Source organism: Thermus albus (genome assembly GCF_022760855.1).
GTDB classification, from domain to species: Bacteria; Deinococcota; Deinococci; order Deinococcales; family Thermaceae; genus Thermus; species Thermus albus.
In genome coordinates, this window is record NZ_JAKTNR010000003.1 from 1 (window position 1) to 26,690 (window position 26,690).

Here is a 26,690-nt window from a genome sequence, read left to right on the forward strand (position 1 = left end):
CCCGGTTTGAAAACCGGGGGATTATAGCCCCCCACACCCCCCTTTTCTCTAAGTTCCTGGTGTAGGATGGGGGCAAGGTATGGTGCAGGGGTTAAAGGGCATCCTGGTATGGGTCTTGCTGGGGGTTTTCTTGGCCCACGCCCAGGAGGAGGCCTCGGCGGGGCCTACCCTCAGGGTTCTCCTCCAGGAAATAGCGGAGGGAAGGGAGGTTTCCCTCTTTCTACCCGAAGTCCAGGGGGTGGTGCGGGTCCGGAGCATGCCCCAGGGGGTCTGGGTAGAGGGCAGGGTCCAGCCCCTTTGGGAGTTTCCTGGACCCTATTTCCGTCTGGAAGGGCGGTCTTACCGGGGTGGGGTGCGCCTTTTGGCCCAAGGGGGAAGGCTTTTGGTGGTGAACCTGGTGCCTTTGGAGGACTACCTTTTGGGAGTCCTTCCCGCCGAGATGCCCGAAAGCTTTCCCCTGGAGGCCCTCAAGGCCCAGGCGGTGGTGGCCCGGACCTTCGCCGTAAACCGCCTGAATCCCCAGGCTCCTTATGACCTTTGCGCCAGCCAGCTTTGCCAGGTGTACCAAGGCTTGGAGGTGGAAACCCTCCGGCACAAGGAGGCGGTTAGGGCCACTTGGGGAAAGGTGTTGAGCTACGAGGGGCGGGCCATATCCGCCCTCTACCATGCGGATTCCGGGGGAATGACCGCAGGGAGCGAGGAGGTCTTTCAAAGGGCCCTTCCCTATCTGCGGCCTCGCCCGGACCCTTACGCCCAGGGCCCCAGGAGCCGGTGGCGGCTTTCGGTGAGCCCGGAGAGGGCCGCGGCCCTCTTGAAGTACATGGGCTATGGACCCAAAGGGGGGGTGGCGGAAGCCCCGGTGGTCCTGGAGCGGAGCGCCTCGGGGCGGGTGTGGCGGCTTAGGCTCCTTGGGGTGGAGGTGCAGGGCCCGGAGGCCCAGCGGTTGGTGCGGAACCTGGGCCTGCCCTCGGCTTTGGTGGAGTTCCAGGGTTGGGAGGCTTTGGGCCGGGGAGCGGGGCACGGGGTGGGGCTTTCCCAGTGGGGGGCCAAGGGCATGGCGGAGGCAGGGTACGGGTACCGGGAGATCCTTGGGCACTACTTCCCCGGCACCTTCCTTTCGGACCTCCTGCTGGGTGGACTTGCGGGGCTCCCCTGGGCTTCCCGCTAAGGCGCCATGTGGATTCCTACCCCTATCGGTGGCCTGTGGCTCCAGGTGGGCCCTCAGGGGGTGCGGGTTCTGGAGCCGGCCCTTTTCCCCCGGGGGCCCGAGGCTCGAGGGCCTTTGGCGGAAGCGGTGCGGGAGAGGGTTTTGGCCTACTTCGCTGGGGCAAGGCCGGACTTTCTGGATATCCCCCTGGATTATGAGGGTCTTTCCCCCATGCGGGTAGCCCTTTACGAACGGGTGCGCCTGATCCCGTATGGGCGCACGGAGAGCTACGGCAGCCTGGCCCGGGAGCTTGGCCTATCCCCCAGGGCGGTGGGGGCGGGGATGCGGGCCTCGCCCTTTTTCCTCCTGGTGCCCGCCCACCGGGTAATCCACGCCGATGGCCGCCTGGGGGGGTTTGCCGGGCAGGAGGGGCTTAAGGCCTGGCTTCTGCACTTTGAGGGAGTCTGGCCCTAGACCTCCACCCAGACGGCCAGGGAGAAAGGGGGTAGCTCGGGCCCGCAAAGCCTTCCGCCCGTGGGGATGCAGAAGCTACCCGAGAGCAGGTCCACGGCCTGGGCGCCTCGAGGCAGGGCCCCATGGAGGGGAAAGTCCTGGCGAAAGGGCTCGGGGGTGGCGTTCACCACCACCAGGTAGGGCCCCCGGGTGAAGGCCAGGTGCCCGTCCACGGCGTAGACCCGCCCATAGGGAGCGCTGCGGAGCTCGGGGTGTTCTTGGCGCAGGCGGGCCAGGCGCCGCACGGTTTGCCGTATCTCCTCCTTCCAGCGGCCCGTTTCCCAAAGCATACCTCCCCGGTTCTCGGGGTCGTGGCCCCCTTCCATGCCTACCTCCTCCCCGTAGTAGACCGTGGGGTTTCCGGGTAGGAGGAAAAGGAGGGCCAAGGCCAGCCTGGCCCGCTCCACGCTTCCCCTAAGAAGGCTGAGGAGGCGGGGGGTGTCGTGGGAGGTGAGGAGGTTCATCTGGGCCCGCACCACCTCCGGGCGGTAGCGGCTGAACAGGCCTTCCAGGCGGTGGCTGAAGGCCAGGGCCTGCAAGAGCTCGATCCGCCCCAGGCCCGAGCGGGCGGCAAGCTCCTGGTCCAGGACCTCCCCTCCCACGAAGCCCAGGAGGGCCCGGCTTAGGGGATAGTTCATGGTGGCGTCAAACATGTCCCCTTGGAGCCAAAAGTCGGCCTCCTCCCAGATCTCGCCCACGATGTAGGCCTCGGGGTTGGCCCCTTTTACCCGGTGGCGGAAGGCCCGCCAGAACTCGGGGTCTTGGATCTCGTTGGGCACATCCAGGCGCCAGCCGTCGGCCCCGAAGCGAATCCAGTACTCCGCCACGTCCAGGAGGTACTCCCGCACCGCTGGGGTTTCCACCCGGAGCTTGGGAAGCTCGGGGTTACCCCACCAGGCCTCGTAGTTGGGGTGGCGGCCATAGGCGTTAAGGGGAAACCTCTTTACATAATACCAGTCCCGATAAGGGCTTGCCTCCCCGTTTTCCAAAAGGTGCTGGAAGGCGAAAAACCCCCTTCCCGTGTGGTTGAAAACCCCGTCCAGGATGACCCGTATGCCGTGGGCGTGGGCCACCTCCACCAGGTGGCGGAAGGCGGCGTTGCCCCCTAGGATGGGATCCACCTGGAAGTAGTCCACCGTGTGGTAGCGGTGGTTGGCGGTGGAGGCGAAGATGGGGTTCAGGTAAAGGGCCTCCACCCCCAGGTCCTTCAGATAAGGGATTTTCTCCGCGATGCCCCAAAGGGTACCCCCCTTGAACCCCCTAAGGGTGGGGGGAGTCTCCCAGGGCTCAAAGGGCCCCGTGGGGGCGGGCTTGCCCGGGGGACCAGCCCGGAAGTAGCGGTCGGGGAAGATCTGATAGAAGAAAGCGCCCTCGTACCAGGCCATGGGCCCAAGTGTACCACCTTCCAAAGGTGCTTGGATCACAAAAATCCTTGCCCCTGGCCCTGGCCTTCTGGTATCCTCCCGGGGTGAGGGGTATGGGTGGGCGGCTTTTCGTCATGACCGGGGCCAGTGGGGTGGGGAAGGGTACGGTGCGGGCCAAGGTGCTGGAACGCACCCGCCTCTTCTACTCCATCTCCATGACCACCCGTCCCCCTCGCCCGGGGGAACGGGATGGGGTGGACTACTACTTCGTGGATAGGGCCAGCTTTGAGGCCCTGTTGCGGGAGGATGGATTCTTGGAGTATGCCGAGTACGTGGGGCATCTTTACGGCACCCCAAGGGCCCCGGTGGAGCGGGCCTTGGCCCGGGGGGAGGATGTCCTCTTGGAGATTGAGGTGCAGGGGGCCCTGCAGGTGCGCGAGAAGATGCCCGAAGCGGTTCTCATCTTCCTCCTGCCCCCCTCCCTCTCGGAGCTGAAGCGGCGCCTGGTCTACCGAGGCAAGGATAGCCCCGATAAGATCGAGAAGCGGCTGAAGCAGGCGGAGTGGGAGATCCAAAACGCCCGCCTCTTTGACTATGTGGTGGTGAACGAGGTGCTGGAGGAGGCGGTGGCCGATTTCCTGGCCATCCTTACCGCGGAGAGGCGGCGCACCCCCAGGATGGGCGCCGCCTTGGAGAGGGCCCTCAAGCGGGATCAGGACCTGGAAGCGGAGCTGGACGAGATTCTGCGGAGGAGTTATGGCGGAACCCGGGATTGACAAGCTTTTTGGCATGGTGGATTCCAAGTACCGGCTCACCGTGGTGGTGGCCAAGCGGGCGGAGCAGCTTCTGCGCCACCGTTTTAAGAACACGGTGTTGGAGCCGGAGGAGAGGCCCAAGATGCGGACCCTCGAGGGCCTTTTTGACGACCCCAACCCCGTCACCTGGGCCATGAAGGAGCTTTTGACGGGGAGGCTGATCTTCGGGGAGAACCTGGTGCCCGAGGACCGCCTGCAGAGGGAGATGGAGAAGCTTTACCCGGTGGAAGAGGAGGAGTAGGTGGCCCGGGTCCTGGTGGCGGTTACGGGGGGGGTGGCGGCCATCAAGGCCCCCCACCTTCTCCGCCTCCTCAGGGCCCAGGGACACCAGGTGCGGGTCCTGGCTACCCCCAGGGCCTTGGAGTTCGTCACCCCTCTTTCCCTGGCGGTGGCTGCCGGGGGAGAGGTGGCCACGGAGGAGGCCTGGTTCCGGCCCGATGGCCGGGCCCTGCACATTGAGCTTGCCCGCTGGGCCGAGGTGGTCCTGGTGGCTCCGGCCACCGCGGACGCTATGGCCAAGGCCGCCTTGGGCTTGGCGGACGACCTCCTTTCCGCCACCCTCCTGGCGGGGGCCAAGCGGGTGGCCTGGGCCCCGGCCATGAACGAGGCCATGTGGCTGGCCCCCCAGACCCAGGGACACGTCCAGGGCCTGAAGGAGCTGGGCCACGCTATCTTCGGCCCCGCTTACGGACCCTTGGCGGCGGTGGGGGAGGGGGAAGGGTGGGGAAGGATGCTGGAGCCCGAGGAGCTTTTGGAGAGGCTTCAGGCCTTCCTCACCCCCAAGGACCTTAAGGGCCTGAGGCTTCTGGTGTCTGCCGGCCCCACCCGGGAGTACCTGGACCCGGTGCGCTTCCTCTCCAACCCCTCCTCGGGCCGCATGGGCTACGCGGTGGCCGAGGCCGCCCGGGATAGGGGGGCGGAGGTGGTCCTGGTCTCCGGGCCCACCGCCTTGCCCGCTCCCTGGGGCGTGGAGAGGGTGGAGGTGGAAAGCGCCTTGGAGATGCGCCAGGCCATCCTAGAACGCTACCCTTGGGCCCAAGCGGTGGTGATGGCGGCGGCGGTGGCCGACTACCGCCCGGCGGAGGTGAGCCAGCAGAAGGAGCCCAAGGTGGCGGCGGAGAAGATCGTCCGCCTCCTTCCCAACCCCGACATCCTTAAAGAGCTTGGGGAGAACAAGGGGGAAAGGGTCCTGGTGGGCTTTGCCATGGAGACCGGGGAAGGCCTGGAGCGGGCCAGGGAAAAGCTCCACCGCAAGAACCTGGACCTCATCGTCCTCAACTGGGTTAACCGGGAAGGCGTGGGTTTTGGCAGCGTGGAGAACGAGGTGGTGCTTATCCTCCGGGATGGTCGGGTGCTGGAGCTTCCCCGTATGAAAAAGCGGCAGGTGGCGGACCGTATACTGGATTTGGTCAAAGAGTTTTGGAAAGATTAAAGGGGTGGTTATGGGGAACAAGGCGGAGCGGCACCGCGCCATTCAGGAGATCGTGAGCCGGGAGGAGATCGGCACACAGAAGGAGCTGGTGGAACGCCTGCGGCAGCTGGGTTTTGCGGTGACCCAGGCCACGGTGAGCCGGGACATCGCCGAGCTGAGGTTGGCCCGGGTTTCCCTGGGCAAGGGGCGGCACAAGTACGCCCTGCCTTCCGTGGAGCTCCCCGAGGACGTGTATGAGGAGCTGAAACGGCAGTTTGGCCTTTTCGTCAAGGACGTGGACCGGGGAGGGAATATCCTGGTGGTGAAGACCGCAGAAGGCCACGCCTCGGGCATTGCCCTTTTGCTGGACCGCCTTAAGCGGGACGAGATCGTGGGCACCCTGGCGGGGGAGGATACCATCCTGGTGGTGGCCCGCACCGAGGAGGGGGCTAAGGCCTTGGAGCAGGAGTTCGGGGAGCTTCTCGTGGCGGGGAAGATGCGCCTTTAGGCTTTCGTGCTGGAGCTTTTCCTCAAATCCTTCCTCACCCTCTTCGTGGTCATGGACCCGGTGGGGCTGGTGCCGGTTTTCCTGGCCCTGGCCGGGGACCGCCCCCCGAGGAAGCAGGCCCAGATCGCCAGGAAGGCGGTGTTGGTGGCGGGGGGGCTTTTGGTCTCCTTTTTTCTCTTCGGAAGGGGGCTTCTTGGCTACCTGGGGATCAGCCTCGAGGCCCTGCGCATCGCCGGGGGCATCCTCCTTTTCCGCATCGCCACCGAGATGGTGTTTGCCCACCACGAGCGGGAAACGGAGGAGGAGAAAGACGAGGCCCGCCTCCGGACGGATATCTCCGTCTTTCCCCTGGCCATCCCTTTGATCGCTGGTCCCGGAGCCTTGGCCAGCGTCCTCATCCTGGCCGCAGAGGCCCGGAAGGAGCCCCTGGGTTACGTTGTGGTCCTTTTCACGGTATTTCTGGTCCTGGCCCTGGCCTACTTTTTCCTTCGGCTTGCCGCCCAGGTGCGCCGGGCCCTGGGGCGCACGGGGGTGAACGTGGTCACCCGGGTCTTGGGGATTCTCCTGGCGGCCTTGGCGGTGCAGTACGTGGCCGACGGGGTCAAGGCCCTTTTTTAGCCCTCTTGGCCAGGTACATGCGCCGGTCCGCCTCCTCGAGGAGGCTTCCCAGGTCTTCCCGATCCGCTACCAGGCCCCCTGCGGCCACGGAATAGGGGAGGTTTTCCTGGAGGCGGGCGATGAGAAGAGGGATTTCCTCCCCCTTTAGGCCCAGGTGGAGGCTCACAAACTCATCCCCCCCGATGCGGAAGGCCAGGTCCTGGCGGCGGGAAAGGTTTCTTAGGGCCTGGGCCAGGCTTTTCAGGGCCTGGTCCCCGGCGGCGTGCCCTTCCTGGTTGTTGAGGGCCTTAAGGCCGTTGAGGTCCCAATAGATCAGGGCCAGGGGTTCCCCCAGGGTGCGGGCCTCTTGGATTAGCTGGGAAAAGGCCTCTTCCAGAGCTCGGCGGTTTCCCAGGCCCGTAAGGGGGTCGGTGCGGGCGGCCTCTTGCAAGGCCTGGCGCTCCTTAAGGGCCTTGAGGAGGAGGGCAGCCTCTAGGGCAAAGGCCTGGGCCAGCTCCAGGGAAAGGGGGCTGAAGGCCTCGGGGTCCGAGAAGCTGTCCAGGTTCATGGTGGCCAACACCTCCCCCTCCAGAAGGATGGGCAGGCCCAGGGTGGCCTGAATCTCCAAAAGGCGGCCGTGCTCAAAGAAGAGAGGGCGGGCCTCCGTGGTGCTCAGGCTGGAAAGGTACCGCACCTCCTCCCCCTTCAGCACCCGGGGGCGGCCCCTTTGCCAGTTGTCCACCCCCAGGCCGTACCAGAAGAGCTCCTCCTGGAGGGAGGTGCGGGCCATGAGAAGGCGTTCGCTGAAGCCTTCCTGGGCCACCAGGTAAAAGAACCCCCCTTCCCTGAGGAGAATGCTTCCCGCCTCGGCTCCCGGCACCACCGCCACCGCTTCGCGGATCAGGTCCTTAAGAAGGCCTTCCGGCTCCTCGTGTTGCATGAGCCCCTTCAGCACCTGGAGGAGGCTTTGGTAGGCCTTGGCCCGCACGGCCAGGTGGCTGACCTCGTGAAGAAGCAGGTAGGTGCCCTCGCAAGCGGGCAGGCGCACCACCTGGTAGGCCTTTGCCCCCACCTCCAGGATGTCCCCTTGGGGGAGGGGAAGGCCTTCGGCCAGGGGGTTGCGCACCACCTCCTGTTCCTGGGAGCCCGGTTTCTGCCGGACAAGATAGACGGGGTAGGGGGCCTCGAGGGGATTCACTCCTGCGCCTCCACCCAACCTTGGCTAGGCTGGCCGCTTCCTTCCAGAAGAAGGCGGGCGTGGGCCAAGGCGGCCTCGGTGTACTGGCCGGAGAGGAGGCGGGCGAGTTCCCGTATCCGCTTTTCCCCTTCCAGCACCTCCACCCGCACCTCCTCTCCCGCCTTCGCCACCCTGAGGTGCCTTGCCGCACGGGCGGCAATCTGGGGCAGGTGGGTGACCACCAGGACCTGCCGGACCTGGCCCAGGCGGGCCAGCCTTTCCGCCACCTTCCAGGCGGTCTCCCCGCCTATGCCGGCGTCCACCTCGTCCAAGACCACCGTGGGGGCCTCGGCCCCGGTGAGGAGGGCGAGGGCCAGGGCGATGCGGGAGAGCTCCCCCCCGCTGGCCGCGGAAAGGGGAGCGGGGGGGAGGTGGGGGTTGGCGGAGAAGCGGAACAGGACCTCTTCCAGGCCCTGGGGTCCGGGTTCGGGGAGGGGCTTTAGCTCCACCTGGAAGCGGGCTTTGGGAAAACCCAGGGTGGGAAGCTCCGCCGCCATCTCCTTTTCCAGCCGCCTTGCCGCCTCGAGGCGGGCTTGGGAAAGGCGCTCTCCGGCCTTGAAGAGGGCCTCCGAGGCCATGGCCAAAGCCCTTTCCAGCTCCAAAAGCCGCTCTTCCCCTCCCTCCAGGGCCTTCAGCTCCTCCTGGGCCCTTTCCCCGTAGCGCAGGACCTCCTCCAAGGTGGGCCCGTACTTGCGCTTGAGCCTTTCCAAAAGGCTCAGGCGTTCCTCCAGCCGAGCCAGACGGCTGGGGTCTCCTTCCAGGCTTTCCAGGTAGTCCTCCAGCTCCCGGGCCACGGCCCGGCCTCCTTCCAGGGCCACCTCCAGGTCCCGGGCTAGGGCCTCCAGGGCTGGGTCAAAGCGGCTTCCCGCCCTCAGCTCCCGCAGGGCAGCCTGAAGAAGATCCAAGGCGCCCCCCTCCGCCAGGAGGGCGTAGGCTTTTCCTGAGCGCTCTCTTAGGGCTTCCAGATGGCGAAGCCTTTGCGCCTCGGCCTCCAGCTCCTGGTCCTCGCCGGGCCTGGGGTTCGCCTCCTGGATCTCCTTGAGCTGGAAGCGCAGGAGGTCCTCCCGCTCCGCCTTGGCCCTCAAGGCCTCCTCCAGGGCTCGTTTTTCCGCCAGGAGGGCCTGGTGTTTCCTGTAAGCCTCCCCGTAGGCCTCCAGGAGGTCTGGGGGCAGAAGGGCATCCAGAAGCTCCCGCTGCCGCTTGGGGGAGAGGAGGGCGATGGCGGTGTGCTGGGCGTGAAGGGAGAGCCATCGTTCCCCTTCCTCTTGCAGCTCTTTGAGGCTTACCACCTCCCCATCAATCCGCGGGGTGGAGCGGCCTCCGATGCGGCGGGAAAGGATGCGCTCCTCGCCCTCACCCTGGAAGAAGGCGGTCACCAGGAGGCTATCGCCAAAGGGCCCCAAGAGCCCTTCGGTCCTGGTCCCAAGGAGGAGGGCCAAGGCGTCCACCAATAGGCTTTTCCCCGCTCCGGTTTCCCCGGTGAGGACATTCAGCCCAGGGCCCAGCTCCAAGGTAGCCTCGCGGATCACGGCGAGGTTGCGCACCTCGAGGCGTTTCAGCATCCCCTTCATTCTACGTCCTTGGCGGAATCGGCCTTGGCACGGAGTGCCCAAAGGCTGCTCCTTTAGTACCAGGGTGGGGGAGGTTGGCAGAAGAAGCCAGGGGCCTTGGGGCCATCGGGACCCCAGTCCCTTCCAGAGCTCCTCCGCGTTAGGGGCGCAGGTGCGAGGGATCTTCCGTTCCTGCGCCCTCCTCCTTGGCGTAAAACCTACCCAGGTATGGGATGGCGGGCATGCGGGATCCCCTGGTTCACGGTGATTTCGGTGTGGGTTGCCGGCCGGTATGGCAAGGGGGTAAAGGCACATCTCCCAAGGACCAAGCCCTTGGGGGCCAGCGGGGCGGGGGAAACGCAGCCCCCACCCCGGACTTAGGGCCTTTAGGGCATGGGGTGGGCTAAGGCGAGCCGCCTAACCTCCTCCCTGAGGGCCTCGGAGGGCCCCTCCATCAGGGTGCGGTCAATGAGCTCCGCCACCAGGGGCATCTCCTCGGGGGTGAAGCCCCGGGTGGTGATGGCGGGGGTGCCGATGCGGATGCCCGAGGTGACCCGGGGGGGCTTGGGGTCAAAGGGGATGGCGTTCTTGTTGACGGTGATGCCCACGGCGTCCAGCCTCTCCTCCGCTTCCTTGCCCGTTAGGCCCTTGGGGCGCAGGTCCACCAGGAAAAGGTGGTTGTCGGTGCCTCCGGTGACCATGCGGTAGCCCCTTTGGGCAAGCTCTTCCGCCAGGCGCTTGGCGTTTTCCACCACCAGGCGGCTATACTCCTTGAACTCCGGTTGTAAGGCCTCAAAGAAGGCTACTGCCTTCCCGGCGATCACGTGTTCCAGGGGTCCTCCTTGGATGCCGGGGAAGATGAGCTTGTCTATCCTCTTGCCCAGCTCCAGATCGTTGGAAAGGATCAGCCCGCCCCTTGGCCCCCGGAGGGTCTTGTGGGTGGTGCTGGTGACCACGTGGGCGTGAGGAAGGGGATTCGGGTGGAGCCCCGCCGCCACCAAGCCGGCGAAGTGGGCCATGTCCACCACCAAATAGGCCCCCACCTCCTCGGCGATCTCCCGGAAGGCCTTGAAGTCCCAGAAGCGGGGGTAGGCGCTGGCTCCCGTCATGATCACCTTGGGGCGGTGCTCCAGGGCCAAACGGCGCACCTCCTCCAGGTCAATGAGCTCGGTGTCGGGCCGGACGCCGTAGGAGACCACCCTATAGAGCTTTCCCGAGAAGTTCACCTTGGAGCCGTGGGTGAGGTGGCCCCCCGCGGCCAGGTCCATGCCCATGAGGGTATCCCCCGGCTCCATGAGGGCCATGTACACCGCCATGTTGGCCTGGGAGCCAGAGTGGGGCTGGACGTTGGCCCAGGCGGCACCGAACAGCTCCTTGGCCCGCTCTATGGCCAGGCTTTCCACCTGGTCTATGATCTCGCACCCCCCGTAGTACCGGGCCCCGGGGTAACCTTCCGCATACTTGTTGGTGAGAACGCTTCCCACCGCCTCCCGCACCTGGGCGGAGACAAAGTTCTCGCTGGCGATGAGTTCCAGGCCTTCCCGCTGCCGCTTCTCCTCCAGGGCGATGAGCCGAAAGAGGGCCTCGTCCCTTAAGCTGGTCCTGACCATAGGTCGATTATAGGGCCTGGGCCAGGGTGGGGCTAGGTTCCCCCTCCCTGGATCCCTTGCCTTAAGGGGTGGATGGACCCCAAGGAGGGCGCTTCCCTTGGTAAGCTGGGGTTATGAAAGGAAGTGTTCTCCCGATTTTGAAGTGGGGGCTTGCGCTGACCCTGGTTATCCTGCTCTTGGCCATTATCCTCATCAACTTCACCAGTAGCCGCGACCTACCGGAGCTGGTCCGGGTCCAGGTGGAGCGCTATGCGGTATGCAGCTACTGGTTCTTCGGCTGGCACCTGGCCTCCACGGGCGCCTTTGCCTTTATCTTCCTCCTTTTGGGCTTCCTGGTGGGCCTGGGGACGGGGTTTTTCCTTAGGCGGGGCGTGGCCAGGGGGTAGCCCTTTGGCTAGAGGGTTTCCAGGGCCAGTTTTTCCCCTTCCAGGGGCACCCCGGCTGGGTAGCGGCCGTTGAAGCAGGCCAGGCATACGGGGCCTCCTATGGCCCTCTTCACCCCCTCCTCGGAAAGGAAGGCCAGGCTATCGGCCCCGATGTAGGCCCGGATCTCCTCCACGCTCTTTTGGGCGGCGATGAGCTCCTTGCGGGCGGCGGTGTCAATGCCGTAGTAGCAGGGGAAGCGGATGGGGGGGCTGGAGACCCGGAAGTGGACCTCCACGGCTCCGGCCTCCTTCAGCATGGCCACGATGTGGCGGCTGGTGGTGCCCCGCACGATGGAATCGTCAATGAGCACCACCCGCTTACCCTTCACCGCCGAGGTGGGGGATAGCTTTAGGCGGGTTTTCAGGTCCCTAAGCTCCTGGGTGGGCTGGATGAAGGTACGGCCCGCATAGGGGTTCTTGTAGAGGCCGTACTCCAGGGGAAGGCCGCTTGAGCGGGCGTAGCCCACCGCGGCTCCGATGCCGGAATCGGGGACGGGTACCACCATGTCCGCCTCCGCCGGGGCCTCCCGGAAAAGCTCCATGCCCATGCGCACCCGGGCCTCGTAGGCTTCCACCCCATCCAGCAGGCTGTCGGGCCTTGCGAAGTAGATCCACTCAAAGGCGCAAGGGGCGGGGCTCGGAGGAAGGGCCTGGTGGCTTTTTAACTCCCCCTCCTCCACCCAGACCACCTCCCCGGGGCGCACGTCCCGGATATGCTGGGCTCCCAGGAGCTCCAGGGCCGGGGGCTCGGAGGCGAAGGCATAGCCGTGGGGAAGTTTTCCTATGGCCAGGGGCCGGACCCCATGGGGGTCTCTCAGGGCCACCACGGTTTTACGGTCCATGAGGAGGATGGCATACCCCCCTTCCAGGGCCTTCATGGCCTCGGCGGCCGCTTGGGGGAGGGGAAGGTGGCCCAGGCGGGCCAGGAGGAGGAGCATCACCTCGGTATCCGAGGTGCTTTGGAAGGTGGCCCCTTCCTTAAGGAGCCGGTCACGAAGGGGCTTGGCGTTGGTGAAGTTGCCGTTATGGGCGATGGCCAAAACCCCGTGGGCGGTGCGGGCGGTGAGGGGTTGGGCGTTAAAGCGCAGGTTGGAGCCGGTGGTGGAGTAGCGGGTGTGGGCCAGGCCCAATCGGGCCTCAGGAAGCCTCAGGCGGGAAAGCCTTTCCTCGGTGAAGACCTGGTTCACCAGGCCCAAATCCTTTTCCACCAAGAACTCCCTCCCGTCCGATACGGCTATGCCCGCCGCCTCCTGCCCCCGGTGCTGGAGGGCGAGGAGGCCCAGGTGCAAAAGCCCGGCCATGTCCAGGGGCTCTTGGCTATAGATTCCCAGGACCCCGCATTCCTCCCGTGGCTTATCCATCCAAGACCTCCCTGAGGGGCTTCTTCCAGGCCTCCACCAGGTCCTGCACCCTCCACTCTAGCACCCCTTCCGGGGTGAGGACCGTGAGGGTCTGCCCCCCGGTTTCCCCCAGCACCCGATAGGGGAGGCCCAGCTCCTCCAGGCGGAAGGTGGCCTCCTTCAGGTGTTCCTTGGCCACGGTGAAGAGGATGCGGCTTGGGGCTTCTCCAAAGAGGGCCTTTAGGCCGGGGGTGCGCACCTCCACCGTGGCCCCCAGGCCATAGGGGAAGGTCATCTCTGCCAGGGCCACCAAAAACCCCCCTTCCGCAAGGTCGTGGGCGGTACGGGTGAGGCCCAGGGCGATGAGCTCCCGGATGGCCTCCTGGGTGCGCCTTTCCTGTTCCAGGTCCAACTGGGGTGGGTGGCCGGCCTCGAGGCCCGCAAGCAGGTACAAGACCTCGCTTCCCCCAAACTCTCCCCCTTCCTCCCCCAGGAGGACGATCACCTCTCCGGGGCGGCGGAAGCCCATCTCCGCCCGCCTCCTCACGTCCAAGACCCCCACCACCCCCACCATGGCCGTGGGGGGGATGCGCCGGCCCCCGCTCTCGTTGTAGAGGGAGACGTTCCCGGAAACCACCGGCACCCCCAGGGCCTCGCTGGCCTCTCGGAGGCCGGCGATGGTTTCCTGAAGCTCGTGGTACCCTTCTGGGGTTTCCGGGCTTCCCAGGTTGAGGCCATCGGTGTAGGCCAAAGGCCTTGCCCCCACCACGCTCACGTTGCGGCAGGCCTCGGCCAGGGCGTGCATGGCCCCAAGCCGGGGATGGAGGCGGCTATAGCGGGGGTTCTGGTCCACCTTGGCGGCCACGGCCAGGTGGGTGCCCTTAATCCACAGGACCGCCGCATCCCCCTTGCCCGGTACCAGGGCGGTGCGGGTTCCCACCTGGTGGTCGTAGCGCTCGTAGACCGCCTCCCGGCTCGCCAGGTTGGGGGAGGCGAGGAGCCGGGGGAGGACCTCCTGGGGATCGGCGGTCAGGGGGGGAAGGGGCGTTTCCCGGAGCCTTTGGATCTCCGGGTCCTCCCTTCCTATGCGCACGTAGGTGGGGGCCTCGGCCATGGCCTCGGTGGGGACCTCGGCCACCACCTCGCCCCGGTAGAGGACGCGGAAGACCCTTTCCGGGATGGTCCGGGCCACGGGCACGCAGTCCAGGCCCCACTTCCGGAAGACTTCCTCCAACTCCTTTTCCTTGCCCTCCTTGGGCACCAGGACCATGCGCTCCTGGCTTTCGGAGAGGAGGAGTTCTATGGGCCCCATATCCCTTTCCCGGGTGGGGACGCGGTCCAGGTCCAGCTCCACCCCCAGGTCCGACTTGTGGGCCAGCTCCGAGAGGCTGCTGGTGAGCCCTGCGGCCCCCATGTCCTGGACGCCTTCCACCAGGTCCTTCTCTATGGCCTCGAGGGTGGCCTCCATGAGAAGCTTCCCCAAAAAGGGGTCCCCCACCTGGACCGCCGGCCGGTCCTCCTCCTTGTCCTCGGCCAGCTCCCGGCTGGCGAAGGCGGCCCCCCCGATCCCGTCCCTTCCCGTCTTGGCCCCCGCATAGTAAATGGGCCGGCCCAGGGAGGCCTGGCTCCGCCTAAGGTGCTCCTCCCGGAGAAGCCCCAGGCACATGGCGTTCACCAGGGGGTTTTCCCGGTAGCCCTCGTGGAAGTAGAGGTCCCCGCCCACCGTGGGCACCCCGATGGCGTTGCCATAGTGGGCGATGCCGGAAACCACCCCTTTGAGGAGGTAGCGGCTACGGGGATCCTCCGGGGGACCAAAGCGCAAGGAGTCCAAAAGGGCGATGGGCCGGGCTCCCATGCTCAGGATGTCCCGGATGATCCCCCCCACCCCGGTGGCAGCTCCTTGGAAGGGCTCCACCGCCGAGGGGTGGTTATGGCTTTCTATCTTGAAGGCCACCGCCCAACCTTCGCCGATGCGCACCACGCCCGCGTTTTCCCCGGGGCCTTGGAGAACCGCCTCCCCCTCCTTGGGAAGCTGCTTCAGGAGGGGCCGGGAGTTCTTGTAGGCGCAGTGCTCGCTCCACATCACCTTGAAGAGGAAGAGCTCCACCTGGTTGGGCTCCCGCCCAAGCCGCTTCACCATTTCCCGGTACTCGCTTTCCGGGATGCCGATTTCCTGGGCCAGGGTCTCCATCACTGGAGAAGGGGAAGGAGCTCCCGGTGGCTTTTCACCTTGGCGGTGGGCTTGACCTCCCCATTCACCTCCCTTAAGCCCACGTACTGGACCGCCCAGGGGTAGCCGGTGGCGAAGGCCCCTTTGATGTCCGTCTGGGGCAGATCCCCCACGTGCAGGGCCTCTTCCGGGGCCACCCCCAGGGCCTCGAGGGCCACCTTAAAAGCTTCAGGCCGGGGCTTTACGTACCCGGTTTCGTCGGAGAAGCTGTAGGCCTGGAAGACGTCCAGCCCCTGCCGCCTTAGGTGCTCCCGGATAAGGCGGCCCGGGGTGAGGCCGGTGTCGGAAACCAAGGCCAGGGGGTACCTGCGGGCCAGTTCCTTCAAGACCTCTAGTCCCGGAAGGGGCTCCAGGTCCACCAAAAGGGAGCTTTCCTCCAGTTTTCTGGCAGTTATGGCGATGAGCCCGGGGTCGTGGGGGGCCCCAAGGAGGGCGAAGATGCGGGCCACCCGGTCGTATACGGACATGTGCTCCCCGGCCTTCCACGCCTCCTCAAAGGCGATGGCCGCCTGCCGGTAGGCCTCCCGCACCTCGTGCTCCTCCGCCGGATGCCCAGCCTCGGAAAGAGCGTCCAGAAGGATCTCATACCGGGCGGGCATGACCTTTTCCAAAAACGCCTTTCCCTCGGTGAAGAGGGTGCCCCAGAAGTCAAAGGTGATGGCCTTGGGTTTCATGCCGTTACCTCCTCTAAAAGACCTAAGAACAAGGGGAGCCCATCCGTACCGCCCAAAACCTCATCCACCGCCCGCTCGGGGTGGGGCATCATCCCCAGGACGTTGCCCCTTTCGTTCACGATGCCGGCGATGTCGTGGAGGCTTCCGTTGGGGTTATAGTCCTTTTCCCCTGCCAAGGGGGCGTACCGGAAGACCACCAAGCCTTCCCCTTCCAGTCGGGCTAGGGTTTCCTCGTCGGCGTAGTAGCGGCCCTCGGCGTGGGCGATGGGAAGCCTAAGCACCTGCCCCTTCTGGTAGAGGCGGGTAAAGGGGAGGTCCGTGCGCTCCACCCGCACCCCCACCTCCTTGCAGGTGAAGTGCAGGTTCAGGTTGGCCAGGAGGGCCCCGGGGAGGATCCCGGCCTCGGTGAGCACCTGGAAGCCGTTGCAGACCCCGAGCACCCAGCGGCCCTCCCGGGCAAAGCGCTTAACCTCCTCCATTACTGGGCTCTTGGCCGCCAGGGCCCCGGCCCTCAGGTAGTCCCCGTAGCTGAAGCCTCCCGGCAGGAAGACCCCGTCAAAGCCCTTAAGGCTTCTTTCCGTGTGCCAGACGTATTCCGCCTTTATGCCCGCCTTCTCCAAGGCGAAGCGGGCGTCCTCGTCGCAGTTGGAGCCGGGAAAGCGGACGATGGCCCACCTCATGGGAGTTCCTTTAGCGCCTCCAGGGTGAAGACCTCCATCACCGGGTTGGCGAGGAGTCTTCCCATGGCCTTAGCCCTTTCCTCCGCCTCCAGGAGGGTTTCCGCGGGGAAGATGACCTCGAGGACCTTCCCCACCCGCACCGACTCCACCGGATGGCCTAGGTCCTTCAAGACCCCTTCCACCGCCCGGCCCTGCGGGTCCAGGATGCCGTCTTTCAGCTCAATGAGCAAAGTAGCCTGGTACCTGGGCATGGCTACACCTCTAGAACCCGCCTAAGGACCTCCTGGTAGGCCTCCTCTACACCGCCCAGGTCCTTGCGGAAGCGGTCCTTGTCCATGGGCTCCCCTGTCTTCTGGTCCCATAGGCGCATGGTGTCGGGGGAGATCTCGTCGGCCAGAAGGATCTCCCCATCCCTTTTGCCAAACTCCAGCTTGAAGTCAATGAGCTCTAGGCCCCTTTGGGCGAAGAACTCCCGTAGGAGCGCTCCCACCTGGAGGGTGGTGGCCCTTATTTGGGAGAGCTCCTCCTCCGTGGCCAGGCCCAGGGCCAGGATGGCCTCGGGGCAGATCAAGGGGTCGCCCAAGGGGTCGCTCTTTAAGGAGAACTCCACCAGGGGGGCCTTCAAGGGGGTGCCTTCCCTTACCCCATAGCGCTTGGCGAAGCTCCCCGCTGCCCGGAAGCGGAGGATGACCTCTAAGGGAAGGATCTCCACCCTTAAGACCCGCATCTCCCGGTCGGAAAGTTCCTCCAGGAAGTGGGTCTTTACCCCATGGGCCTCCAGGTAGCGGAAAAGGGCCGCCGAAACCTTGTTGTTCACCACCCCTTTTCCCGGTATGATCCCCCGCTTTTGGGCGTTAAAGGCCGTGGCCTCGTCCTTGAAGTAGACCCGAAGGGTGTCTGGCCCTTCGGGGTAGAGGATTTTTGCCTTCCCCTCGTATAGCTTTTCCATGTGCCTCCAGTTTGGGACCTCCGTCCCGTCTGGCCTTCATTTTAAGCCCAAGGGATACCAGAATCGGAAAGGCCTGGCCCCACCCCTGGACCTTTTGCGTCCTGTAGGGGAGAGGAAGCTTTGACTCCTTTCGGAGCGGAATCCCGGCTGTCCGTTTGAGGGGGTTGCCGGAGGGGAGGCTTGGGGTGGGTTCCTCGGAAGGGCAAAGCGGCCAGCGGGGCCTCCCGCTGGTTATCCGCTGGAACGGGGAGGGGGGTGGTCTTTAAGGCCTTCGCTGGCTTCCAGCTGTCCAGCGGGGCCATCCTGTCCCCTGACACCTCTTGGGTTGAAGGAGGGCGCTGGGAAGCCTTGTCGGAGGAGGAAAAGGAAGGCTGTCCCTCTGGACCCGGGGCTTCCCGGACTTGCCCTCCGCCTACCCCCTTGGGGCAGGGCTTTCCCCGGGATCCCCGGAGGCCTGCTTCCCGCCTCCACCGAGGCGCTCCCGTTAGAGCCCAAAGCGGGCGTAGATGGCGTCCACGTGCTTGAGGAAGGGGGCCGGGTCAAAAAGGGCCCTTAGCCTTTCCCCCTCGAGGGGATTGTCCGGGTCCTTTTCCAAAAGCTCGGCGAAGCTTTGGCCCTCCTCCCAGCTCCTTAAGGCGTTGCGCTGCACGATGGCGTAGGCCTTGTCCCGAGGGAGGCCCTCCGCGATGAGGGCGTTTAGCACCTGCTGGGAGTAGACCAGGCCCCGGGTGAGGTCCAGGTTCCTTTTCAGGTTTTCCTCAAAGACCACCAGGCCCTTCAGGATTCCCCGAAGCCGCCTTAGGGCGTAATGGCCGGCGGTGGTGGCGTCGGGGAGGATCACCCGCTCCACCGAGGAGTGGGAGATGTCCCGCTCGTGCCACAGGGCGATGTTTTCCAGGGCCGGGCCCAGATACCCCCTCAGGAGCCTGGCCATCCCGGTCAGGTTTTCCAGGCCCACGGGGTTTTTCTTGTGGGGCATGCTGGAGCTTCCCGTCTGGCCTTCCCGGAAGGGCTCTTGGGCCTCGAGGACCTCCGTGCGCTGCAGGTGCCTTAGCTCCACCGCTACCCGCTCCAGGTTCGCCCCCAGGATGGCCAAGGCGGCCATGGCTTCGGCGTGCCGGTCCCGGGGCACCACCTGGGTGGAGAGGGGTTCGGGGATGAGGCCAAGCCGCCGGGCCACATGGGCCTCCACCTCCGGGGGCACGTGGGCGTAGTTGCCCACCGAGCCCGAAAGCATGGCCACCCCTATGGCCTTCTGGGCCTCCCTAAGCCGCCTCTCATCCCGTTGGAAGGCGGCATAGAAGCTGAGGAAGCGGAGGCCGAAGCTGGTGGGCTCGGCATGGACCCCATGGGTGCGGGCGATGGCCGGGGTGTGCTTGTACTGGAGGGCTAGCCGCTTGAGCTCCTCCTGCACCCCGGCTAGCTCCTCAAGGACCAGGTCCAAGGCCTTCACCAGAAGGGCGTTTTGCGCCGTGTCCACGATGTCCGAGCTGGTAAGGCCCAGGTGCAGGTAGCGCCCCACCTCCTCGTCCCCGGTCCACTCCACCAGGGCCCGGGTGAAGGCCACCAGGTCGTGGCGGGTCACCGCCTCCAGCTCCGCCACCCTCTGGGCGAAGCGGGCGTCCAGAGGACGCTCCTCCAGGCGGTGCAAAAGCCTTTGGGCAAGGCCCTTGGGCACCTGGCCCAGGGCCTCCCAGGCCTCGAGGGCATAGGCCTCCACCAGGGCCCACATGCGGTAGCGGTTTTCCTCCGACCAAAGCTCGGCCATCTCGGGGGTCTGGTAACGGGGGACCATGCCCTTAGGGTACAAAAACGGCAAGCGGGGGCGGACTGGTGGGGCCCTCGGGTATAGACTGGGACCATGGTCCGGGCGATTCTCTTTGACGTGGGCAACACCCTGATCCTGGCAAGCCCCCGCTTTTGGCTCCTGCCCTTCCTGGAAGAAAGGGGGCTAAAGCCCAGGAAGGACCCCAAGGGGGCGGCCTTGGCGGCTTTTCGCTTTTACGAGGAACGCCATCTTGAGGCCCGGGACCTGGAGACCGCCTTGGGGCTTTGGCGGGAGTTCCACCGCAGGCTCTTTACAGGGATGGGCCTCGAGGAGCACGCGGAGGCCCTGAGCCGGGAGCTGGTGGAAAACTGGAAAGATCCCCGTTTTTGGCCCCTAACCCCGGGGGCTAAGGAAACATTGCAAGCGCTACGGGAGCGGGGTTATGCCCTGGCGGTGGTCTCCAACTGGGATGCCACCTTGCCAGAAATCCTGGAGGTGGTGGGCCTAAGGCCCTACTTTCAGCACCTTTCCGTAAGCGCCCTCTCCGGGGTGGCCAAGCCCGATCCCAGGCTCTTCCAGGAAGCCCTTTCGGCCCTGGGGGTTAGGCCGGAGGAAGCCCTGCACGTGGGGGATTCGGAGGCGGATGTGGCCGGGGCCAAGGGGGCTGGGATCCGGCCCCTTCTCTTTGATCCCTTGGGGGAGAACCCCCAGGCCCTCCCTAGGCTGGAAAGGGTGCTAGACTACCTGCCATGAGCGTGCGGCGGGCCATCTGGGGGAAGAAACAGGAGGCCATTGAAAGGGCTCTTAAGGAGGTGGACGAGGACCTTTTCCGCTATATCCGCGACTTTGCCTATGAGGAGGTCCTGGCCCGGCCGGGGTTGGACCTCAAGACCCGGGAGCTTCTCGCCATCACCGCCCTCATCGCCTTGGGTAGCCCCAAGGAGCTGGCCACCCATCTGGAGGGGGCCTTGCGGGTGGGGGCCAAGGAGGAGGAGGTGCGGGAGGCCATCCTGCAGGCCGCCATTTTCCTGGGGTTCCCCCAGGCCCTAGCGGCCATGAAGCTTTTCCATAAGGTGCTGAAGGGCCGTGGTTTTGCTCACCCGGGGGAAGGATAAGGCGCTTTTGGAAAGGCTCCGCGCCTTGGGGGTGGAGGCGGCGGAGGTGGCCCTTTTGGAACAGGTGGACCTGCCGGGTCTTATGGAACTTCCGGGGAGGCTTCTTGGGGCGGACTGGGTGGCCGTTACTTCCAAGGAGGGGGCCAGAAGGCTTCTTTGGGCTTGGGAAAGGGTGGGAAAACCTCCCTTAAAGGTGGCGGCAGTGGGAGAGGGAACAGGGGAGGTCTTGCGGCAAGGTGAGCTTGTCCCGGCCTACATCTCCCCCAGGGCCACGGCCCGGGACCTGGCCCTGGGCTTCCCCCAGGCGGAAAGGGTGCTTTTTGTGGCCGGGGACCTGGCGGGAGAGGACCTCGAGGAGGGCCTGAGGGCCCGGGGGGTGGAGGTGGAAAGGCTGGAGGTTTACGCCACCCGGGAACGGGAGCTTTCCCCAAAGGAGAGGGCCCTTTTGCAGGGGGCCCAGGTGGTGGCCTTCTTTAGCCCAAGCGGCGTCCGGGCTTACGCCCGTTGGACGGAGAAGCGGCCCAAGGCGGCCTGCATCGGTCCCAGCACGGCTGAGGAGGCCATAAGGCTTGGCTTTCCCGTATGGGAGGCGGAGGAACCGGGCCTCGAGGGGCTCTTCCAGGCCATCCTGCGGGCGCTCCCATAGGGCTTCGGTTAAGGGTTATTCCTAGGGAGGGTTTTTGTCCCTACCTGGGTGGCGTATACTGACGGAAGCCTATGGCCCTGCCCCTTTACCTGGTGGGCCTTTCCCACAAGACCGCTCCCCTGGAGGTGCGGGAGCGGGCGGCCTTGGACCCCGTGGTGGCCTTGCCTGCGGCCCTTGCCACCCTGGGCAAGGCGGTGGTGCTTTCCACCTGTAACCGCACGGAGATCTACGGAGTGGGTAGCACCCAGGAGGCCAAGGCCCTTCTTTTCTCCCGGGGCGTGGAACCCCAGCACCTCTATCAGAAGGAAGGGATGGAGGCCCTGCGGCACCTCTTCCGGGTGGCAGCAGGCTTGGATTCCCTGGTGATGGGGGAGGCCCAGATCCTAGGCCAGGTGCGGGAGGCCCTGTTCCTGGCCCGCAAATATGGGGCCACGGAAAGCTTCTTGGAGAAGGCCTTCCAGTCGGCCATCGCCCTGGGCAAAAGGGCCCGGAGCGAGACCGCCATTGGGGCCGGGGCGGTGAGCGTGGCCTATGCCGCCTTGGACCTGGCCTTGGCGGTCTATGGGGACCTTACCGGCTTGACCGTGGCGGTTTTGGGCGCGGGGGAGATGGCGGAGCTCTTCCTCACCCACCTGAAGGCCCAAGGGGTGGGGAGGGTCTTGGTGGTGAACCGCACGGTGGAAAGGGCCAAGGCTTTGGCGGAGCGGTTTGGTGGCCAGGCCTTTGGCCTGGAGGCCCTGCCCCAGGTCCTGCGCCAGGCGGATCTGGTGGTGGCCTCGGCGGCTGCTCCCCATTACCTGGTGCACCCGGATGACCTCCCCAGGAGGTCCAAGCCCCTTTTCCTCATTGACATCGCCCTACCCCGGAACATCGATCCGCGGGTGGGGCGCCTTTCCCAGGCCTACCTCTACAACCTGGACGACCTGAAGCGGGTGGTGGAGAAGAACCTAAAGGCCCGCCAAGGAGAGGTGCCCAAGGTGGAGGCCCTCATTGAGAAGGCCTTGGGGGAGTACCTGGAGTGGTACGCCGGCCACCGGGTACGGGAAGCTATCCGGGCCCTGGAGGGCCTGGTTTATAGGGAGGTGGTGCGGGAACTTCCCGGGGCGGATCCCCTCACCTGGCACAAGGAGGCGGGGCGCAGGGCCCACCCTTGGATCCTGGCGGTGAAGGCGCGGACCCAGGAGTTCCTGCAGGGCCCTCCATGCCCCAGGGAGTGTCCCCTCCTGGCCTTCCGTCCCCCACGGCTATGACCGGTGCTTCCCTTTTGGCCTTGGTGGGGGTCCTCCTCTTGGCCGTGGGTTTGTTCTGGCCTCGAGGGCTTTCCCTGGGGGCCTTCCTTTACCTGGGAGCTGCTTTGGCCGATGCCCTGGCCAAGGGGTTTTTCTCCGGGCCAGCCCAGCCCGCCCTGGTCCTGGGGGGGCTTTTGGCCTTACGTGGGGAAAGCCTCCTCCTTAGACCCCGGCTAACCCCTTTGCGCCGCTATCTGGTCCTCCTGGCCATGCTTTTGGGCCTCTTTGCCCTCAAGGCCTTGCCCCATCCGGGTGGGAGTCTGCCTCCCCTTCTTACCTTGGTGCATGCCGGGGCTTTCCTGGTAGCCTACCTGGCCCTGGCGGTGGGGGTTGGGGCGGGGGTGATGTGCGCTTTGCAGGACCTGCGTTTGCGGTCGGTGCCGGAAAAGGCCTTGCTCTCCCCTCCCCTTTGGAGCCTGAAGCGGCTGGAGCAGGGGTACTTGCGGGTGGGGTATCTGGCCACCACCTTGGGCTTGACCAGCGGCATGGCCTGGGCCTGGGGTTATTTCGGCAGTCCCTTGGCCTTGGATCCCAAGGAGATCTCTGTGCTGTTGGGTTGGTTTGGCCTTACCCTGTACTTTTTGCTGGAGGAAAGGCTCCGGGGCTATGTGCGCATGGCCCTCCTCCTTTCGGCCTATGCCCTTTTGCTCTTTGCCTTTATAGGCGCCCCCTTCCTGGGCTCCCGCCATCCCTCGGGGCTAGGTTTCTAATGTGTTAACTCATACTTGACAAAATGTAAAACTCAGGTTTATAATCCCTGATAAGGAGGCAGGGATGTGGTGCCCGTGGTGGGACCCGGAAGCGATGGGGAGGCGGCATGAGGAACTCCTCCAGGAGGCGGAGCGGGAAAGGCTTCTTAAGCCTCTTCGCTTCCCCTGGCGTCTAAAGCTGGGCCGGCTCCTCCTCGGCTGGGGCCAGCGGCTGGCCCCGGGGCTTGCGGCAGAGCCCCCGGAGGTTTCCTATGGAGGATAGGAAAAGGGAAAAGCCGTTGGTGTCGGACTCCTGCCCCTTCCGGCCAAGGCTGGGCTCTGGTCCAGGTACGGCCAGGCTTGGGGCTTGGGTGAATAAGGACCAGCGGCAACTGGAGGTTTAGAATGGAAGAGAAGCGGCGGATTCTAGAGATGGTGCGCTCGGGGGAGATTGGGGTGGAGGAGGCCTTGGCCCTCCTCGAGGCCCTTGAAGAACCCAGGGCCAAAGCCCAGGTTGCGGCCAAGCTCCTCAGGGTGAGGATCCAGGCCGAGGACAAGGGTAAACCCGTGCGGGTCCATGTAAACCTGCCTTTAGCCTTGGCGGAGCTTTTGGAGAAGTTCCTTCCCGAAGAGGCCAAGCTTACCCTGGAAGGCCGGGGGGTAAACCTGAAGGACCTCTTGGCCTTGGTGCGGGAGGGGGTGCCTGAGGGGAAGTTGGTGGAGATTGAGGCGGAGGAGGAGGGCAAGCCTGTACAGGTGCTGGTTGAGGTGGTGTGAGGCGGGAACGGGTGGCCTTGCGCCCCAGGTTCCTCTACCTTTGGGTGCGGGGGTCTTTTCCCCTGCCCCTGGTCCTTGTGCTGCCTCTTTTTGCCCTGGAGTGGAGCCTGATGCTGGTCGCTTTGATCAGGAAAACCCGGAGGCTTTCCAGTCCGGTGCCCTTTAAGGCCTTGTTCGCCCTGCGCTGGCTTCCTCCCATGCTCCTGGTATGGGTCCAGGCGGGGGAGACGGAGGTGAGGCTAGGCCTATGGTGATGAAGCCCATGCCCGTGCGCTGCCCAGCCTGCGAGGCGCCTTTGGCGGCAAGAGTCCTTTACTGCCCTTCCTGCGGCACCGAGGTGCACGGCCGCTTCCAGCCCAATGAGTTCGCCCTCTTGCCCAAGGAGCACCTGGATTTCCTTCGGCTTTTCGTGAAGACCCGGGGGAACCTGAAGGAGGTGGAAAGGATCCTGGGGGTTTCCTACCCCACGGTGCGCGCTCGGTTGGATGCCCTTCTAAAGGTCTTGGGGTATGAGGCCGAGGAAGCGGGGGAGGATAGGCTTGAGGTTTTGGAGGCCTTGCGCCGGGGGGAGATCAGCGTGGAGGAGGCGGTGGTGCGGCTGAGGGAAGGGAGAAGCTGAAGGCCGTGCCTTTGCCCACCTCGCTTTCCACCCAGATCTCCCCCCCGTGGGCCTCGAGGATGGCCTTCACGATGGCCAGCCCCAACCCCGACCCCCCCCGCTCCCGGTCCCGGGCCTTGTCCACCCGGTAGAAGCGCTCAAAAAGGTGGGGAAGGTGCTCCTTAGGGATGCCCTCCCCATCGTCCTCCACCCGGACCACCACCTTTTCCCCCAGGTCAAAGGCCCTAAGCCAGATGTGCCGGGCCCTGGCCTTGATGGCGTTGGAAAGCAGGTTGGCCAGGACCTGGTGGAGCCGGTCGGGGTCGCCTTGCACCCAAAGCTCCGGGGAGGTTTCCACCTCTATGGCCCCCTCAAAGCTTTTGGTAAACTCTTCCTTTACCTCCTCCAAGAGGTCCAGCACCCGCACCGGGGCAGGTTCCATGCGCCAGGTGCCGCTTTGGGAGAGCTCCAGAAGGTCGGAAACCAGCTTCCCCATGCGCTCCGCTTCCCGCTTCACCACCTCGAGGCTTTCCCTTTGGGCGTCGTTTAGGGGGGTGCGCCTTAAAAGGTAGCCCACGTGGCCCAGGATGGCGGTGATGGGGGTCCTGAGCTCGTGGGAGGCGTCCTGCAGGAAGCGGGTCTGGGCCACAAAGGCCTCCTGCATCCGGGAGAGCATCCCGTTCAGGGTCCGCACCAGGGTGGCCACCTCATCCCGCCCTTCAGGTTCCGGCAAGGGCTCGGGGCGGGTGGTGATGGCCTCGGCCCGCTTGGCCACCCACTCCAAAGGCTCCAGGGCCCGGGCCACCAGGTTCCTGGCCAGGAGGAGGGAGAGAAGGAGGACCAAGATGGCTGTCCCCGCATAGATACGTGTGAACTGGGAGAGGGTGCTTTCAAGGCCTTCCACGGGCCTCCCCACCAAAAGGGCCCCCTTCCACACCGCGCCCGCAAGGTTCACCTCCACTCGCCGGGCGTACACCAGAAGCCTTAAGGGGGGTCCGTCCCGGGGAAGCTCGGCGTAAGCCCAAGTCTCGCCCTGCTCCAGAAGGGCGCGGTAGTCGGCTTCCTTAAGAAGCAGGCGCTGCCCTCCCAAGGCGGGGCTTTTCTGGAGGCTGATCCCTCCTTCCTGGGCCAGGAGGGCTGGGTTTTCCTCAGGGATGAGGACCAGCTCCGCATAGAGGTTGGCGGGGAGCCCAGCCTCCAATAGGGCCTGCCCCCCCAGGTTCAAAAGGCGCACCACTTGGTTGCTGGCCTCCTGGAGCTCTTGGCGGAGGGAGCGGTAGAGGAAGTTCCTTAAAAGCCCTTCCAGGGCAAGCCCTAAAACCAGGAGGGCCACCAAGAGAAGCCCCGCGGTGAGGAGGGTGATCCGGGAGCGCAGGGTCATGCTACCCCGCCCTGGCTACCCCGGCGAAAGGGTGCGAAAGGCGCGCATCAGTCTTCCCGGAGCACGTAACCCACACCCCGCACCGTGTGGATGAGGCGGCGTTCTCCTGCGGCTTCCAGCTTCTTGCGCAGGTAGCCGATGTAGACGTCCACCACGTTGCTCCCACCTTGGTAACCAGGCCAGACCTTCTCCTCTATCTCGTAGCGGCTGAAGACCTTGCCCGGATTTCTGGCCAGGAGTTCCAGGAGCTCAAACTCTTTGTTGGAAAGCTCAATGCGCCTTCCGCTGCGGAAAACCTCCCTTCCTTCCAGGTTGATGATGAGGTCGGCCACCCGGATCTCCCCGGTGATGGCCGGGCTCACCCGGCGCAGGTGGGCCCGCACCCGGGCGAGAAGCTCCTCAATGGAAAAGGGCTTCACCAGGTAGTCGTCGGCCCCAGCATCCAGGCCTTCCACCTTGTCCTCCACACGGTCCTTGGCGGTGAGGATCAGGATGGGTACGTTGGAGGTCTTGCGGATGCGCTTGGCCACCTCAATCCCGTCCATGACGGGAAGCATCAGGTCCAGGATCACCAGGTTGGGGTTCACCTCCCGGAAGCGGGAAAGGCCCGTAATGCCATCGTAGGCCACCTCGGTGCGGTAGCCTTCGGCTTGGAGTTCCAGTTCTATGAAGCGGGCGATATCCTTTTCGTCCTCCACGATGAGGATTAGAGGGGGTTCCATACCCTTTAGGATACTCACTTTCTCATGAGAAAGCTAGGTGTATAAACTTAAAACCGCCAAGTACATGAAGAGGCTTCCCAGGAGAACCAATAGATGCCAAAGCCCATGAAAACCCACCTTTTCCGGCCATGGGTTGGGTCGTTTTTTCCCATATACCCAAGCCCCCAGGGTGTAGAGGACCCCGGAGACGGCCATGAGGCTGAAGGTGGAAAGGGGCAGTTGGAGCTTGGGCAGGAAGAGGACGGAAAGCCATCCCAAGGCCAGGTAGGCCAGGGTGTAGAGCCAACGCGGTGCCTTGAGGAAGAAAAGGCGGAAGCCCACCCCCAGAAGGGCTAAGCCCCAGACCAGGCCCAAGGCAAAGGGCTTCCAGCTCTCTTGAAGGCCTTCCACCAGGAAGGGTGTGTAGCTTCCGGCGATGAAGAGGAAGATGGCCGCATGGTCCAGTCGCCTGAGCCAGGCCAGGGCCTTATCCCCCACCCGAAGGGCGTGGTAAAGGGTGCTGGCCCCAAACATGAAGGTCATGGTGAGCCCAAAGAGCAGGAGGGCCGGCCAGGATTTCTGTGGGGCAAGGAGGAGAAGGAGAGCGCTTCCCAGAAGGGCCAAAGGCACCCCGAGGGCATGGCTTAAGGTATTAAAGGGCTCGCGCACCATGCCT

At 65.1% G+C, this 26,690-nt stretch carries 31 protein-coding genes; 17 read left to right on the forward strand and 14 right to left on the reverse strand.

Going from position 1 to position 26,690, the window contains the following annotated elements; all coding sequences use genetic code 11:
• Window positions 1-79: 79 nt before the first annotated feature.
• Window positions 80-1,168: a SpoIID/LytB domain-containing protein gene (locus L0D18_RS03740; RefSeq protein ID WP_243027448.1), complete on the forward strand. Its 1,089-nt coding sequence runs from the start codon at window positions 80-82 to the stop codon at window positions 1,166-1,168.
• Window positions 1,169-1,174: 6 nt separating this feature from the next.
• Entirely contained in the window at window positions 1,175-1,621 is a 447-nt protein-coding gene (locus tag L0D18_RS03745; RefSeq protein WP_243027450.1) for a methylated-DNA--[protein]-cysteine S-methyltransferase, read from the forward strand.
• Here the strand turns inward: L0D18_RS03745 and L0D18_RS03750 are convergent.
• On the reverse strand, window positions 1,618-3,045 hold the full coding sequence (locus L0D18_RS03750; protein ID WP_243027452.1) for a glycoside hydrolase family 13 protein: 1,428 nt from the start codon (window positions 3,043-3,045) through the stop codon (window positions 1,618-1,620). The two genes, L0D18_RS03745 and L0D18_RS03750, sit on opposite strands and share 4 nt — an antisense overlap.
• 92 nt (window positions 3,046-3,137) lie before the next feature.
• Here L0D18_RS03750 and gmk point away from each other — a divergent pair, with 92 nt between their 5' ends.
• From gmk to L0D18_RS03775, 5 genes are read left to right on the forward strand one after another with little or no spacing between them, the layout of a single operon-like run.
• A complete protein-coding gene (gene gmk, locus L0D18_RS03755) occupies window positions 3,138-3,800 on the forward strand; it encodes a guanylate kinase (protein ID WP_243027803.1) in 663 nt (220 codons plus the stop codon).
• Entirely contained in the window at window positions 3,781-4,080 is a 300-nt protein-coding gene (gene rpoZ, locus L0D18_RS03760; protein ID WP_243027453.1) for a DNA-directed RNA polymerase subunit omega, read from the forward strand. The genes gmk and rpoZ overlap by 20 nt, the downstream gene beginning before the upstream one ends.
• A complete protein-coding gene (coaBC, locus tag L0D18_RS03765; RefSeq protein ID WP_243027454.1) occupies window positions 4,081-5,271 on the forward strand; it encodes a bifunctional phosphopantothenoylcysteine decarboxylase/phosphopantothenate--cysteine ligase CoaBC in 1,191 nt (396 codons plus the stop codon).
• Between the two features lie 10 nt (window positions 5,272-5,281).
• Window positions 5,282-5,758, forward strand: a complete 477-nt coding sequence (gene argR / locus L0D18_RS03770) for an arginine repressor (protein WP_243027455.1) — start codon at window positions 5,282-5,284, stop codon at window positions 5,756-5,758.
• A gap of 6 nt (window positions 5,759-5,764) precedes the next feature.
• A complete protein-coding gene (locus tag L0D18_RS03775; RefSeq protein WP_243027456.1) occupies window positions 5,765-6,376 on the forward strand; it encodes a MarC family protein in 612 nt (203 codons plus the stop codon).
• On the opposite strand, the gene L0D18_RS03780 is transcribed toward L0D18_RS03775, so the two are convergent.
• The 3 genes from L0D18_RS03780 to glyA all read right to left on the reverse strand — a co-directional run bounded on the left by L0D18_RS03780 (window position 6,360) and on the right by glyA (window position 10,752).
• The gene (locus tag L0D18_RS03780) at window positions 6,360-7,553 is read right to left on the reverse strand and encodes a GGDEF domain-containing protein (protein WP_243027457.1); all 1,194 of its coding nucleotides are present in this window, start codon (window positions 7,551-7,553) and stop codon (window positions 6,360-6,362) included. The genes L0D18_RS03775 and L0D18_RS03780 overlap by 17 nt on opposite strands.
• A complete protein-coding gene (locus L0D18_RS03785; protein WP_243027459.1) occupies window positions 7,550-9,154 on the reverse strand; it encodes a DNA repair protein RecN in 1,605 nt (534 codons plus the stop codon). Before L0D18_RS03785 ends, L0D18_RS03780 begins: the two co-directional genes overlap by 4 nt.
• A 374-nt stretch (window positions 9,155-9,528) precedes the next feature.
• Window positions 9,529-10,752: a serine hydroxymethyltransferase gene (glyA, locus tag L0D18_RS03790; RefSeq protein ID WP_243027460.1), complete on the reverse strand. Its 1,224-nt coding sequence runs from the start codon at window positions 10,750-10,752 to the stop codon at window positions 9,529-9,531.
• Between the two features lie 113 nt (window positions 10,753-10,865).
• Here glyA and L0D18_RS03795 point away from each other — a divergent pair, with 113 nt between their 5' ends.
• Window positions 10,866-11,138, forward strand: coding sequence for a hypothetical protein (locus tag L0D18_RS03795; protein WP_243027461.1), 273 nt, complete (start codon window positions 10,866-10,868; stop codon window positions 11,136-11,138).
• Window positions 11,139-11,146: 8 nt separating this feature from the next.
• On the opposite strand, the gene purF is transcribed toward L0D18_RS03795, so the two are convergent.
• From purF to purB, 7 genes are all read right to left on the reverse strand, one after another.
• Entirely contained in the window at window positions 11,147-12,538 is a 1,392-nt protein-coding gene (gene purF, locus L0D18_RS03800) for an amidophosphoribosyltransferase (protein ID WP_243027462.1), read from the reverse strand.
• Window positions 12,531-14,708, reverse strand: coding sequence for a phosphoribosylformylglycinamidine synthase subunit PurL (gene purL / locus L0D18_RS03805; protein WP_243027463.1), 2,178 nt, complete (start codon window positions 14,706-14,708; stop codon window positions 12,531-12,533). The genes purF and purL overlap by 8 nt, the downstream gene beginning before the upstream one ends.
• Window positions 14,708-15,421, reverse strand: a complete 714-nt coding sequence (locus L0D18_RS03810) for an HAD family hydrolase (RefSeq protein WP_243027464.1) — start codon at window positions 15,419-15,421, stop codon at window positions 14,708-14,710. The genes purL and L0D18_RS03810 overlap by 1 nt, the downstream gene beginning before the upstream one ends.
• A complete protein-coding gene (purQ, locus tag L0D18_RS03815) occupies window positions 15,418-16,101 on the reverse strand; it encodes a phosphoribosylformylglycinamidine synthase subunit PurQ (RefSeq protein ID WP_243027465.1) in 684 nt (227 codons plus the stop codon). Before purQ ends, L0D18_RS03810 begins: the two co-directional genes overlap by 4 nt.
• Window positions 16,098-16,352 (reverse strand): phosphoribosylformylglycinamidine synthase subunit PurS, encoded by a 255-nt coding sequence (purS, locus tag L0D18_RS03820; RefSeq protein ID WP_243027466.1) that lies wholly within the window; start codon window positions 16,350-16,352, stop codon window positions 16,098-16,100. The genes purQ and purS overlap by 4 nt, the downstream gene beginning before the upstream one ends.
• 2 nt (window positions 16,353-16,354) lie before the next feature.
• Window positions 16,355-17,050 (reverse strand): phosphoribosylaminoimidazolesuccinocarboxamide synthase, encoded by a 696-nt coding sequence (gene purC / locus L0D18_RS03825; RefSeq protein ID WP_243027467.1) that lies wholly within the window; start codon window positions 17,048-17,050, stop codon window positions 16,355-16,357.
• Window positions 17,051-17,534: 484 nt separating this feature from the next.
• Window positions 17,535-18,845, reverse strand: coding sequence for an adenylosuccinate lyase (purB, locus tag L0D18_RS03830; protein ID WP_243027468.1), 1,311 nt, complete (start codon window positions 18,843-18,845; stop codon window positions 17,535-17,537).
• A gap of 66 nt (window positions 18,846-18,911) precedes the next feature.
• Between purB and L0D18_RS03835 the strand changes: the two genes are divergently transcribed.
• The 9 genes from L0D18_RS03835 (at window position 18,912) to L0D18_RS03875 (ending at window position 23,953) form a co-directional block, all read left to right on the forward strand.
• Window positions 18,912-19,571 carry an HAD family hydrolase gene (locus L0D18_RS03835; protein WP_243027469.1) on the forward strand — a complete coding sequence of 220 codons (660 nt, stop codon included), beginning with the start codon at window positions 18,912-18,914 and terminating at the stop codon, window positions 19,569-19,571.
• Window positions 19,568-19,933, forward strand: a complete 366-nt coding sequence (locus tag L0D18_RS03840; RefSeq protein WP_243027470.1) for a carboxymuconolactone decarboxylase family protein — start codon at window positions 19,568-19,570, stop codon at window positions 19,931-19,933. The genes L0D18_RS03835 and L0D18_RS03840 overlap by 4 nt, the downstream gene beginning before the upstream one ends.
• Entirely contained in the window at window positions 19,905-20,579 is a 675-nt protein-coding gene (locus L0D18_RS03845) for a uroporphyrinogen-III synthase (protein ID WP_243027472.1), read from the forward strand. Before L0D18_RS03840 ends, L0D18_RS03845 begins: the two co-directional genes overlap by 29 nt.
• A 71-nt stretch (window positions 20,580-20,650) precedes the next feature.
• Window positions 20,651-21,829: a glutamyl-tRNA reductase gene (gene hemA / locus L0D18_RS03850; RefSeq protein ID WP_243027473.1), complete on the forward strand. Its 1,179-nt coding sequence runs from the start codon at window positions 20,651-20,653 to the stop codon at window positions 21,827-21,829.
• The gene (gene ccsA / locus L0D18_RS03855) at window positions 21,826-22,578 is read left to right on the forward strand and encodes a cytochrome c biogenesis protein CcsA (RefSeq protein WP_243027474.1); all 753 of its coding nucleotides are present in this window, start codon (window positions 21,826-21,828) and stop codon (window positions 22,576-22,578) included. The genes hemA and ccsA overlap by 4 nt, the downstream gene beginning before the upstream one ends.
• 94 nt (window positions 22,579-22,672) lie before the next feature.
• Window positions 22,673-22,840, forward strand: coding sequence for a hypothetical protein (locus L0D18_RS03860; protein ID WP_243027475.1), 168 nt, complete (start codon window positions 22,673-22,675; stop codon window positions 22,838-22,840).
• Window positions 22,841-22,962: 122 nt separating this feature from the next.
• Entirely contained in the window at window positions 22,963-23,334 is a 372-nt protein-coding gene (locus L0D18_RS03865; RefSeq protein WP_243027476.1) for an SHOCT-like domain-containing protein, read from the forward strand.
• Window positions 23,331-23,588 (forward strand): hypothetical protein, encoded by a 258-nt coding sequence (locus L0D18_RS03870; protein ID WP_243027477.1) that lies wholly within the window; start codon window positions 23,331-23,333, stop codon window positions 23,586-23,588. The genes L0D18_RS03865 and L0D18_RS03870 overlap by 4 nt, the downstream gene beginning before the upstream one ends.
• Window positions 23,582-23,953 (forward strand): DUF2089 domain-containing protein, encoded by a 372-nt coding sequence (locus L0D18_RS03875; protein ID WP_243027478.1) that lies wholly within the window; start codon window positions 23,582-23,584, stop codon window positions 23,951-23,953. Before L0D18_RS03870 ends, L0D18_RS03875 begins: the two co-directional genes overlap by 7 nt.
• Here the strand turns inward: L0D18_RS03875 and L0D18_RS03880 are convergent.
• Genes L0D18_RS03880 through trhA form a run of 3 tightly spaced genes read right to left on the reverse strand, consistent with a single transcriptional unit; the run spans window position 23,907 to window position 26,686 of the window.
• A complete protein-coding gene (locus tag L0D18_RS03880; RefSeq protein ID WP_243027479.1) occupies window positions 23,907-25,313 on the reverse strand; it encodes a sensor histidine kinase in 1,407 nt (468 codons plus the stop codon). The two genes, L0D18_RS03875 and L0D18_RS03880, sit on opposite strands and share 47 nt — an antisense overlap.
• A gap of 47 nt (window positions 25,314-25,360) precedes the next feature.
• The gene (locus L0D18_RS03885; protein ID WP_243027480.1) at window positions 25,361-26,035 is read right to left on the reverse strand and encodes a response regulator transcription factor; all 675 of its coding nucleotides are present in this window, start codon (window positions 26,033-26,035) and stop codon (window positions 25,361-25,363) included.
• 33 nt (window positions 26,036-26,068) lie between these two features.
• On the reverse strand, window positions 26,069-26,686 hold the full coding sequence (gene trhA / locus L0D18_RS03890; RefSeq protein WP_243027481.1) for a PAQR family membrane homeostasis protein TrhA: 618 nt from the start codon (window positions 26,684-26,686) through the stop codon (window positions 26,069-26,071).
• Between the last annotated feature and the right edge of the window lie 4 nt (window positions 26,687-26,690).